The 10,687-nt window shown below is 66.7% G+C and carries 11 protein-coding genes and 2 pseudogenes; 9 read left to right on the plus strand and 4 right to left on the minus strand.

Going from position 1 to position 10,687, the window contains the following annotated elements; all coding sequences use genetic code 11:
* Nucleotides 1–63 precede the first annotated feature (63 nt).
* The 3 genes from J7E22_RS17005 (at nucleotide 64) to J7E22_RS17015 (ending at nucleotide 2,385) form a co-directional block, all read left to right on the plus strand.
* Nucleotides 64–972 carry an LD-carboxypeptidase gene (locus tag J7E22_RS17005; RefSeq protein WP_214983026.1) on the plus strand — a complete coding sequence of 303 codons (909 nt, stop codon included), beginning with the start codon at nucleotides 64–66 and terminating at the stop codon, nucleotides 970–972.
* Between the two features lie 107 nt (nucleotides 973–1,079).
* Complete coding sequence (locus J7E22_RS17010) at nucleotides 1,080–1,592, plus strand: ATP-binding protein (protein ID WP_214983027.1); 513 nt, start codon at nucleotides 1,080–1,082, stop codon at nucleotides 1,590–1,592.
* 250 nt (nucleotides 1,593–1,842) lie between these two features.
* Nucleotides 1,843–2,385 (plus strand): phosphotransferase, encoded by a 543-nt coding sequence (locus J7E22_RS17015; protein ID WP_308159297.1) that lies wholly within the window; start codon nucleotides 1,843–1,845, stop codon nucleotides 2,383–2,385.
* A gap of 536 nt (nucleotides 2,386–2,921) precedes the next feature.
* Here the strand turns inward: J7E22_RS17015 and J7E22_RS17020 are convergent.
* From J7E22_RS17020 to J7E22_RS17025, 3 genes are all read right to left on the minus strand, one after another.
* On the minus strand, nucleotides 2,922–3,185 hold the full coding sequence (locus J7E22_RS17020; RefSeq protein ID WP_308159298.1) for an HAD family hydrolase: 264 nt from the start codon (nucleotides 3,183–3,185) through the stop codon (nucleotides 2,922–2,924).
* Complete coding sequence (locus tag J7E22_RS18360) at nucleotides 3,103–3,567, minus strand: hypothetical protein (protein WP_308159299.1); 465 nt, start codon at nucleotides 3,565–3,567, stop codon at nucleotides 3,103–3,105. The genes J7E22_RS17020 and J7E22_RS18360 overlap by 83 nt, the downstream gene beginning before the upstream one ends.
* Before the next feature lie 314 nt (nucleotides 3,568–3,881).
* Nucleotides 3,882–5,054, minus strand: a complete 1,173-nt coding sequence (locus tag J7E22_RS17025) for a hypothetical protein (RefSeq protein ID WP_214983029.1) — start codon at nucleotides 5,052–5,054, stop codon at nucleotides 3,882–3,884.
* 123 nt (nucleotides 5,055–5,177) lie between these two features.
* Here J7E22_RS17025 and J7E22_RS18490 point away from each other — a divergent pair.
* Nucleotides 5,178–5,819, plus strand: a pseudogene (locus J7E22_RS18490) (MFS transporter); the annotation flags it as partial.
* A gap of 126 nt (nucleotides 5,820–5,945) precedes the next feature.
* A complete protein-coding gene (locus tag J7E22_RS18495) occupies nucleotides 5,946–6,503 on the plus strand; it encodes an MFS transporter (RefSeq protein WP_374193290.1) in 558 nt (185 codons plus the stop codon).
* 56 nt (nucleotides 6,504–6,559) lie between these two features.
* Here the strand turns inward: J7E22_RS18495 and J7E22_RS17035 are convergent, their stop codons facing one another.
* Entirely contained in the window at nucleotides 6,560–6,925 is a 366-nt protein-coding gene (locus tag J7E22_RS17035; RefSeq protein ID WP_214983031.1) for a VOC family protein, read from the minus strand.
* A 1,245-nt stretch (nucleotides 6,926–8,170) separates the two neighbouring features.
* Here J7E22_RS17035 and J7E22_RS17040 point away from each other — a divergent pair.
* The 4 genes and pseudogenes from J7E22_RS17040 to J7E22_RS17055 form a co-directional block, all read left to right on the plus strand.
* A complete protein-coding gene (locus J7E22_RS17040; protein ID WP_214983032.1) occupies nucleotides 8,171–8,737 on the plus strand; it encodes a GrpB family protein in 567 nt (188 codons plus the stop codon).
* Nucleotides 8,738–8,960: 223 nt separating this feature from the next.
* Nucleotides 8,961–9,965 carry a hypothetical protein gene (locus J7E22_RS17045; RefSeq protein WP_214983033.1) on the plus strand — a complete coding sequence of 335 codons (1,005 nt, stop codon included), beginning with the start codon at nucleotides 8,961–8,963 and terminating at the stop codon, nucleotides 9,963–9,965.
* Between the two features lie 100 nt (nucleotides 9,966–10,065).
* The gene (locus J7E22_RS17050) at nucleotides 10,066–10,401 is read left to right on the plus strand and encodes a hypothetical protein (RefSeq protein WP_214983034.1); all 336 of its coding nucleotides are present in this window, start codon (nucleotides 10,066–10,068) and stop codon (nucleotides 10,399–10,401) included.
* 75 nt (nucleotides 10,402–10,476) lie between these two features.
* Nucleotides 10,477–10,687 (plus strand): annotated as a pseudogene (locus J7E22_RS17055) (hypothetical protein); the annotation flags it as partial.

A 10,687-nucleotide genomic window follows, 5' to 3' on the forward strand; every position in this document is an offset into this window, starting at 1 on the left:
CCCTTGAAACCGCCATCGGCTATCGAGACGCTGTGACGGGGGTGCTGGATAGTGTCCGGAGGCATGGGAGCAACGAAGCTTGAACCTCGCACTTTGGCCTCTGGCGACACCGTCGCGATCGTTTCGCCGGCGTCGTGGCCGGAGGACTCCGTGCCGGGCTGGATCGCTCAGCAGGTCGAGTCGTGGGGCCTTCGAGCGGTTATCGCACCGCACGCACTCGACCACCGCGGTTATCTCGCCGGCACTGATGCCGATCGAGTCGCAGACCTCAACAACGTGATCCGAGACCCGAACGTACGGGCTGTGATCGCTTCCACCGGAGGATGCGGCAGCTTCCGAATCGTTCCGGACGTCGACGTCGACGCGCTCCGCGACGACCCCAAGCTGCTGATCGGGTACAGCGACATCACCGCCCTGCACTGCGTGTGGGACGCTGCCGGCGTCCCGACGCTGCACGGTGCGATCGTCGGCGCCCATGCTGACCACGTCCGACGGCTGCTCATGGAGGGCGCCAATACCGTCGTCGATGCCGACGCTCGCGCCCTGTCTGCAGGGCTCACCACGACGGGGTGCGTCGAGGGGACGCTCTTCGGTGGGAACCTCGAGATGCTGGCCCGGTCGGTCGGGGTCGTGGACCTCGACCTCGCGGGCAGGATCGTCCTGCTCGAGATCAACCGCGCCGCGGGGCTGGGGATGATCGATCGTGCGCTGACGCAGCTGCGATACTCCGGTGCGCTGGACGGCGTTGCCGGCGTCGCTCTCGGGAGCATCGACCAGTTCGCGGGCTACGAGGACCGGGGATGGACGATCCTCGACACCCTCCGGGACCACCTCGATGCGCTCGGCGTCCCTGTTCTCGGCGGTCTGCCCCTCGGACACATCGAGGACCTCGTTACCGTGCCACTCGGCACGCACGCCGTCCTCGATGTCGATCGCGCTCGCCTGACGGTCACCTCGCCGTCCGGAACCTGATCGGCATTCGGACACGTCCTCGGAGGTCCGGCGGGCATATCCACTTGGCTGGTGCTGCGCGTCCATGACCGATAGACAAGGAGCTACGGCCAACGAAGGAGTTGTCGATGCTGGTTCAGGTTTGTGGCCTTCCCGGTGCAGGGAAGTCGACGCTGTCTGCTGCGATCGCGGAGTTGACGCCTTCGCTGACGCTTCGCGTTGATGCAATCGAGGGCGCGATGTGGAAGTACCAGATCCCGCGCGAGCAGTCCGGGATCGCTGCGTACTCGATCATGCATGCCATCGCGGTGCCGAATCTGCGGCGAGGACAGACGGTCATCGCTGACGCGGTGAGTGGGGTTGAACCCGCTCGGGCTGGATGGGTGTCGACAGCGGATGCCGCTGGGGTGCCGCTGCGCGTGATCGAGGTCGTGTGTGCGGACGTCGACGAACACCGTCGCCGCGTGGAACAGCGTGCGAACGACCTGCCGGGGTTCACCTTGCCGTCGTGGGACGAGGTACAGCGCACCGCCGACGAGTACGAGCCCCGCACGGACGATCGGCTCGTCATCGACAGCACGCGCCCTCTCGAAGAGACGGTTCGCCAGGCCCTCGACTACCTCGAACTCCACGCCCGGTAGGCGATCGTCTATCGGACACGACGTGCGACCCTTTCCCCATGGTCGACGATGAGTTCCGCTGGCTGGCGGCAACGCTTCCGCGAGCGTCATGCGTGTGGGTGACACCGTTCGGAAGCCTGCTCTTCCGTCAACATTGTCCGTGTCTCGGTTCACCGCCCACCTGCGGTCCCGAGGGATCGATGCGCCGGCTGCGCACGGTTTCGACGAGGACGGCCGCCAGGTCCTCGAGTACGTACCGGGTGATCTCGCGATGGACCTCGGGCCGCTCGATGAGAAGGGGCTGCGGCGGGTCGGTGCGCTGGTGCGCCGGATCCACGATGTAGGTCATGAGTACTCGGCGGACGACGGGGTGTGGGACGTCTTGATTCCGCCGCCCGGGCCGGCCGATCTGGTGTGCCACAACGACTTGGCTCCGTGGAACCTGGTCGTTGGTGAGCGGTGGGTCTTCATCGATTGGGACGGCGCGGGTCCGAGTACTCGCTCATGGGACCTCGCCTACGCAGCGCAGTCGTTCTCGATGCTCGACGATTCACGACCGGTGCCAGAAGCAGCCCAGCGCCTCCGCTGGTTCATCGACGGGTACGGCCGAAGCGAAGCACTCCGGGCGGAGCTGCCAACGGCGATGATCGAACGCAGCGACGCGATGCACGGACTGTTGCATCGAGCCCACGCCGACGGTTGGGAACCGTGGGCAACCATGTACACGACCGGTCATGGTGAGTACTGGGCCTCCGTGACCGCCTATCTCCAGGCCAATCGCGGCGCTTGGGTGGACGCGCTTCGGTCGCAGTAGCCCATCCGCTTGCGGGCAGGGCGGCGTGGTTTCATGGCTATCGGCGCCGGTCGCAAGACCGACCGCCATGCAACGAGAGGAGTTCGAGTTGTCTGATGAACGGCCCGAGGAGCGCGAGCGGTTGACATCGGCGAGAGCACCCAGCCCTGGAGTACGTCTCTGGCGGAGAATCTCGGAGAACTCGGCCGTGATGTGGCCATTCGCATACCTCGGTGCTCTGATCTGGCTCGGCATAGCGCTGACCAGGCGCAGCCCGCTGGACTTCGCCGTAATCGCCGTGTGGTGCCTTCTTGGTACCTTCGGTTTGGTTGTGCGCGTTAGACGGGCTCGTCGTCGCGAAGGCGGGTCGGCTGCCGACATGGAGACCAGCGCGGACAAGCTGGACGGGCCGCGCCGCTCCGACCACCACTGAATGAACCCCTGGCGGACTGTCGCAGAGCACGCGCTGGGGTCATCGAAGCCGACGACCGGTAGAGGATCCGCTTCCGGGCGCCGTTGAGCACCCGGCATTCAACGGCCCCTGATCGAGATATGGCCTATGCCTCGGCTGGCCGTCCGTCGACCAGCGCCTCGGTGAGGTCCATCAAGGTGTCGAGTTGGAGGTCCGCCAGACCTACTTCCGGCCGTTCAGCGTGGAGGTAACCCCACGGACCTCTCCGAATAAACGCTGTCCGCATGCCGACGGCGCGGGCAGGCAGGACGTCGTTATCGAGGCGGTCACCGACGTAGAGGATCGATTCCGGCTCGAGGCCTGCCTCGACCACGACTCGAGCGAAGAACTCGGGCGAAGGCTTCTCCACGCCCCCATGCCGCGGACGAAGCCAAGAAGTTCGGTGAGAAGCCGGCGGCGTGGAGCTGCGCCTCCACTCCCGCCGGCTGATTCCCTGCGATGCCGACGACGAGGCCGAGCTCATCGGCCGCACGAAGGCACGGCAGTGCATCGGGATAGAGGTCCGCTTCCTCGATCAGCGCGCGCCCTGCAGGCTCCTCGACACCGAGGAGCGCCCACACCCGGCGGTGGTCTTCAGCGCGCGCGATCAGTGCACCGAGGACTCCCATCAAGGTGAACGGGGTGACCCCGGCCGCTTCCGCTTGTGTCGACCAGGCGCGCGACTCGTCGACCAGCGTCTCGCCGACGTCGAAGACGACGCCGAGGACTCCTGAAGGCAGTTGAATCGGCACGATGGGATCTTGTCACCCGTAACACCTATCCCGGTCATCGACCTGGTAGCAACGGTGTCCGATGGCCGATCCGCTTGCGGGCCGCCGGTATGGGCTCGGGAGTGCCTCCGTCCCCAGGAGTCGATAGCAACGTCGCGGCGCTGGGTGTACTCGGCAGCACGCATCGTCGTCATCGACGCGCCACCTGAGACCTGTGCCGCCACCCGCGAATTTTGGAAGCTCGCGGACGCCGCCGTGCCAACCGGCGCTGCCCCGGTAAGGGACTCCCTAACGGAACGAGCCGGGGCGCCCGGCAGTGCCCGGTGGACCACCGGCTATCGGGACGGCTGGGGGCGCCGGTCGGCGAGTAGGTAGGCGAGCGTCACGAGTGTGAGTGCGGTCGCGATCGTGAACATCGTGGTGCCGCCGAGCGGGAGGAGTGTGCCGGCGATTGCTGTGCCGGTTGAGGAGAACGCGACCTTGATGCCGGCCATGCTGACGAAGATCTGCGCTTCCGCGCCGGATGGTGAGAATGCAGCTCGAGCGGCCAGGCTTGCTGTGAAGAGGAGGCCGGTTGCGATGCCGAGTAGCGCGAACGTGACTATGCCTACGGGCACCGAGAAGATCGCCAGCCCTGCGGCGAACGCTGCGAGGACCGTGATGACGCCAACCCGGACGAGTCGGTCCGCGCCGCCGCGGAGCGGCACGACGATGAGCAGTGCCGAGATGGCGAGGTTTCCTGCGCCGTAGGCGGAGGTCAGCACGGCGGAAGACGCTGCAGGGGAACCGAGGGAGTCGACGGTCGCGAGCGCGAGGAGTGGTGCCGCGCCGAGGGGGATCGCGGTCACTGCGGTTGCGATCGTCGTTCTGCGGAGTCCGGGAAGGTGCACAAGCATCCCGAGCGCGGCGCGCAGTCCCACCGGCGCGGGCGGTTCGGTGTCGATAGGAACCGGCACGGCGCGGGGCAAGAACAGCACCGCAATCGCCCCGCCGGCAGCAGCACCAGCAGCGGCAAGGATCGCCGCGGTGGGGGTGCTGGTCGAGGCAATGACTGCCACGACGGCTGGGCCCGCGGTCGCTGAAACGCCGTAGGTGAAGGCGTCCATGCCTTGGGCGCGAAGGCGGGAGCGTTCGGTCGTTCCGACGATCGCAGTGAGCTGGCTGCTGAGCCCGCCGGTCAGCAGCGGGCCGGCGAAACCAGCGATGATGAGTGCTCCCGCCGCTGCGACGATGCTGACCGGCAGCAGGAGTACTGCGCCGGTGAGTGCAACCGCGTAGAGCAGTCCCGCGGCCGCGAGGACAAGCTGCTTTGCTCGTGCACGGTCAAGGAGCTGCGCAGCGACCGGGCCGGCGAGGTGGGGCAATGTGATGCAGGCTGCCAGGACGCCGGTGGCATCGCCGGCGCCGGCCCGCCGGGCCGCGAGCACGATTCCGATGATGGCGGCAGCGTCCGCTCCCCGGAGCAAGCACGCCCCAATGAAGTACGCCGTCAGCCCCCGTGCACGCACACGCACCCCCTCGTGAACCCCCGACGCTACCGTGCCTTCCCAACGCGGCTTCAAGCAGCCAGACCCATACCCGGCCGGTCGCCGAACCCGCCCACTTGACGGTCCATCACGTACGGTGTTGGCATGCGTCCCGGCGTGGTGACAGTGCTCTGCCTCGTCCAGTTTGTCGACGTCCTCGGTGTCACGAGCGTTGTCACTGCGATCCCCGCGATTCTGGACGGTGTTGGCGCGGATCAAGCCGCCGCTGGTCCGCTGGCGACGACGTACGCCATGTTCTTTGGCGCGATGTTGATCCTCGGCGCACGTCTGGGTGATCGCTACGGGCACCGACGAATCCTGCTCGTCGGGATCGCCGTCTTCGGCCTCGTATCGGTCATCGGCGGCACCGCCAACGCTCTCCCGCAGGTGCTCATCGCTCGCGCCGTTCAGGGAGCTGCTGCGGCCGTGTCTGCTCCGTCCGCGCTCCGACTGATTCTGCACGCGACGACGGTCGGGCCCGCCCGCTCGCGGGCTCTCGCCGCTTGGAGCGCCGTCGGGGCCGCGGCCGGCGCGACGGGATTCCTCGTCGGGGGCCTGCTCACCACGTCGCTCGGCTGGTCGTCAGTGTTCTGGGTCAACGCCCCAGTCGCGGCGCTGCTGTTTGCCGGAGTGGTCCTCGTCGTGCGGGACCAACCGGATCGGGGGCGTGCTGAGCGGTTGGACATTCTGGGTGCAGTCCTCCTCGTCGGCGCAGTGATGCCGGTCATCGCTGGCACCGCACTGCTTGAAAAGCAGGCCACACGAACGAACGGCGTCGGGCTGCTCCTGATCGGTGCGGCAGTAGCAAGCTTGTTGACCTGGCGGCTCCGCCACGCACAGTCACCACTGGTCCCGCGAGAAGCGTTTCGGAGCATGAACCTCCGCCGGGGGTCGGTGCAGTCGTTCGTCAACACCGCAACGACGAGCTCGTCGTCGGTACTCGCGACCCTGGTCTTGCAGCACCGTCTCGGTATCCCCGCGTTGCTGTCCGGGTTGGTGCTGATGGCGTTCAGCCTCGCGGTCGTCGTCGGCTCAGCGGCGACTGGCCGCCTCGCTCCCCGGCTGGGACCGGACCGTCTGGCAGCCGTGGGGACCGCGACAATCGCGGGCGGCAACGTCGTCCTCATGACCCTCGGCCAGTCGTGGCCATGGATCGGGACCGGCGTCGCCGTGATCGGCTTTGGGCTTGCGGCAGCGTCAGTTGCCGCGACGAGCCTGGGTACCAGTGTCCCGGGGACGCTGACCGGCAGCGCGGCGGGCATCGTCAACACCGGGGCGCAGCTTGGAACTGCAATCGGGACCGCCGTCGTCATCCTCATCGCTACCGCATCAGAACCGTCAGCCGGATGGGCCGTCGCCGCCGCCGGATCGCTCGCCTGCGCGGCATGGTGCGGTTCTCGACCGCACTCGAACACACCGAGCCGGCATTGAGCCAGACGGTAGCGCGTTCCGATCCTCGGCCGAGACGGCGTTGTTGTGCCTTCTGGTCAGTCGGTCGGTGACACGCGGATGAGGTTTCCGTCGGGGTCAGCGACGACGAATGTCCGTCCAAAAACGTCATCGTGGGGTTCCTCGATGACGGTCACCCCCTTCGCTACCCACTCGGCGAAAACGTCATCCACTCCAGCAGAAGCGCGCGGGATCATCAGTCCAACCTCTGAGCTCCGCGGAGTCCGGGGAGTCACTGTGTCGCCGCGTCCGCTCCACAGTGCGAACAGCACACCCGGCGCGATCTCGAACGGGACGTATCGCGGAGTGAGGCTCACCGGTTCCATGTCCAAGAGGTCGCTGTAGAACGCGGTCGAGCGCTGCACGTCCGACACGTAGATCAAGAAGAGGTTGGGGGTTGCCAAGAGTCCGTCCTTTCACGCGAGCTGGTGCCGCAACGCTGACACCGACCCCCGACAAAGAACTCCCGAACGCCGATCCGCTGTGGGACATCAGGTTCCAGCTACTCGTGAGATCGGTCCCCGCGTGACCACGAGAAGAGCCATGCCGCGAGGAGCATCACAGCACCCATGAAGGTGAAGATGACGCCCGCTACGAGGTTCCACCTGCCCACGAGCAGGACCACGCCGAGCAGGAACAGAGCAAATTGAATCGCGCGCGGGCTGGCCGTCCATCATCGCCGGGGGGCTTCACCGCTCAAACGGTACCGGCGCAGCACGGCGTGCGTTGACTGATCGCCCATCGGATGCCCGCACGCGGCACTCACCGGCTTAGCTACCCGGGCGAGTTGAAGACTCCCAGCTGACACCCAGGGCATCCTGGGCGCCCGGTAGCCGATCGGCGAACGGGACGGGGAGCTGCTCGGAAATGGTTTCTCTCTACATCCCGTCGGGCCGGTCGGAGAGCCAGTTCGCGTGTCGCTTCTTCAGGAGTTCACGCTCGGCCGTGGTCGGGAGGATGACGTCGGTGCCTCCGTCATACGGGGCATAGATCCACGACAGATTCGGCGCGCCAACGACGAACTCAGCCCGCTCTTCTGCGACCGCCCGTCGTTCGTTCCTCGCCGTTCCAGGTCGGGAATTGCGCGGAGGTGCGCCAAGGCCATCGCCCCGGTAGCGCGTCTCTACTCCAGCCACTTTCGAGGCTCCAGTGGTCGTAATCCTCGGCGATGACGTACATCGGTGCGTCAAGTGTGTGCAGCTCGTTCAGGACGGTCCGATGCCGACGAAGGATCTCCTGATGTTCCTCGTTTGTGTCTGCGTAGCGCTTCCCCGCTGGGAGGCTGTGGAACCGCACCCAACGATCCTGAGTCCTGAGCCCTCGCATGTGGCTTGGGATCTGGCCCGGCCAGCGGGCGTCCCACAACTCCCCCAGGAGTTGCGCCCGCTCGCTCCGTTCCCCGCGCTTGAAGACTCCACGGCGAGTGCCCCTCCGATGCAGAACTCGCAGCAACGATGGCAGTTCGACCGGGCGGAACATTCTCCCAGCGTATCGACGCACAACCGACGTCAAGGGTCGCCAACGCCCAGCTTGGCCCCGACGAGGATCGTCATGCCAAAACCACGATGGCCCGGGGGTCGACGAGCGTCCGGTGGCCGATCCTGCGCCGGGCACCGCCCGTCGTCTGCTTGGCGCGCTAGGTTCGGGTTGTGATTGAGGTCGTCGAGTATCAACCAAGTTGGTCCGCACGATTTTCCGAACTCCGAGCCGCCTACGGGCCAGCGCTTCGGGCAGCCGGCGTCGGGTACCGGTCTATTGAGCACGTCGGAAGCACGTCCGTGCCCGGGCTCGCTGCGAAGCCCATCATCGATGTCGACGTGGTCGTTGAGGCTGCAGACGCCGAACCGGCCTCGCGCGCTCTCGCGCACATCGGATTCGAGGCGCGCGGTGACCTGGATGTGCCAGGACGTATCGCCTTTTTCACACCTGAACGGTTCGCGCCCAGCAACACCTACGTCATGACAGACGGATCACTCGCGCTACGGAACCATCTCGCGGTTCGTGATGTCCTCCGTGCTGATTCGGCGCTGCGTGACGAATACGCGGCAGCGAAGCGCCAAGCTGCGATCTCAGCCGGGAACCCAGGCGAGTACCTCGTCCTCAAGAGCGGCGTCTTGGACAGGATCCTCTGCCTCGCCGGGCTGTCGGCCGAGGAGCGAGCCCAGGTAGCAGAAGTGAATCGCTCAATCGCTGCCAGGGGCGTCAAGGGCGACTGACCGCCCAGTGAACGATCGGCCGTCGAGAGAGGGCAGACACCGCCTCGCCCTTCTCCAGCCCAACGTTCGTTGACCGACCCAGTCCGTCTGTGGGTTGGTCGGCCGCGGTGCGTGCGGAGCCGAGACCATTGCGGGGAGCCGCATGGTTCGGTCCGAGGCGGTTCGCGGCGGCCATGATCGAGTGCAGCGTGGGCACGGCGTCGACGCGACCCGAGGAGCACGTATGCGAGTCCTCGCATTCCTGGTGACGATCATCGTCACAACCGCGCTGGCCCTCGGCGCCGGGTTGCTCGTCGCGCTGTACCTGCGAGAGGCGCCCAATGGGTTGCTTGTCGCGGCGGCCGCCGCATCGCCGTTCCTCGTGTTCGGGCCGCTGTTCGTCGGTTCCTGGGCCGCGTACTTCGACCATCGGGCACCAACTGCCGGAAGCGGCTACCTGCAGCGTGCTTTCCTCGTCGTGCTCGCCGTCGACGCCGTTGCCGCGGTGGTCGTGGTGGTGACGAGTCTGTCCGCCCGGGCGCCGGTCTGGGTGCCGGTCGTGCTCGTCGGCGGGTCCGCGGTCCTGTTCGTCATCGCGCGCCCGATCGGGAACCGGCTTCGCCGCCTGGAGCCGCCGATGGCCGAGCTGCGGGACCAGGTGCTCCCAGGTCCGGACGTCATCCGTCGCAAGATGGTCGCGATCGGCATCACGTTCGTGATCGCAGCGATCGTCTCGGCGGTCGGTGTCGCCGTGCTCAACGTCCTCGTGCAGAGCCGTCCCCGCGAGGCATTGACCGGGGTCCTGCTCGCCGGGCAGCTCACGTTCCTCGCCACGTCGCTCGCGTCGATCGTCGTCGCGATCCCGTTCGGGCGGCTGCTGCGTGACGCCGGCGGACGAGACCTGGACCGGCTGCGTCGATACGCGAAGGTGGTGCTCCGCAGCAAGGACCTCCCGATCCAGGAATCGGAGCGACCCGGAGCGCTGCGGTACGCGCAATTCGTGCAGCTCGTGCTGCAGTTCAACACCGCCTACGTGACGCTCCTGTACATCTCGCTCGCGTTCCAGTTCGCGAGCGGGATCGTGCGCGGAAATCTGGTCGTGTTCTCCACCATCGTCCTGGTGCTCATGGTCGGGTTCCTCGCCTGGGCGCTACCGCGCACGATCGTCCGGATCCGCCGCGGACGCCGATATGTCGAGGAGCACCCGTCAGCGGACCCGGCATGGGAGCCGAAGACCCTCGCCTCCTGACCGCGGCTGCCAACACCGCCCGTTCGTCTCAGTAGCCGATCCCCTCACGGGGAGACTCGAGGCGGCTCGTCAGCGTGTCAAAAACAGGTTGAATGACCGCATGCTCGACATCCAGACCCGGTGGTCTCGTTCGCACGCCCAGTTCTCCACGCCGCTTCCGCCAGAGGCAGCGAAGGCGCGTTTGGTGGCAGCCGCCGAAGCTATGCGGAGTCTGCGCATCCGCTACGAGACCACGCTAAGCATCGTGCTGATGTCGTCTGCCAATTGGAGGACATGGGGAGACCTGGTCACGGTCGAGTTCCACCCCGAGGACGACGGAGGCACCCGTGTGAGCGTGCGGGCCGCTCCCGTGGTGCCAATCACGTTCTTCAACTGGGGTCAGGGTGCAAAAGACATCCGCCTCGTCTACGACGCGCTCGTGGGACCCGTCCGGTAGCGGATCCTCGACTGGGACGGTCGTGGTTAGTCTTGGCGTGCGACTGGCGTGGCCGGGTCAACCGGCGGGGAGCGTGTGAATGGCATCGTCCGCCTGGGTGCCCATCGATCCAATCGATTGGGACACGCGATGCGCTACGGAATGAACCCGCACCAGGCTGCCGAAGTCGTCTCCGGCGGGCCGACAGTGGTCAACGGTGAGCCGTCGCTGATCAACTACCTCGACGCTCTGCACGCGTTCGCCCTCGTTCATGAAGCTGATGCGCTGACGGGGCGCCCCGCTGCGG

Source organism: Curtobacterium sp. ISL-83 (assembly GCF_018613895.1).
Lineage (GTDB): Bacteria > Actinomycetota > Actinomycetes > Actinomycetales > Microbacteriaceae > Curtobacterium.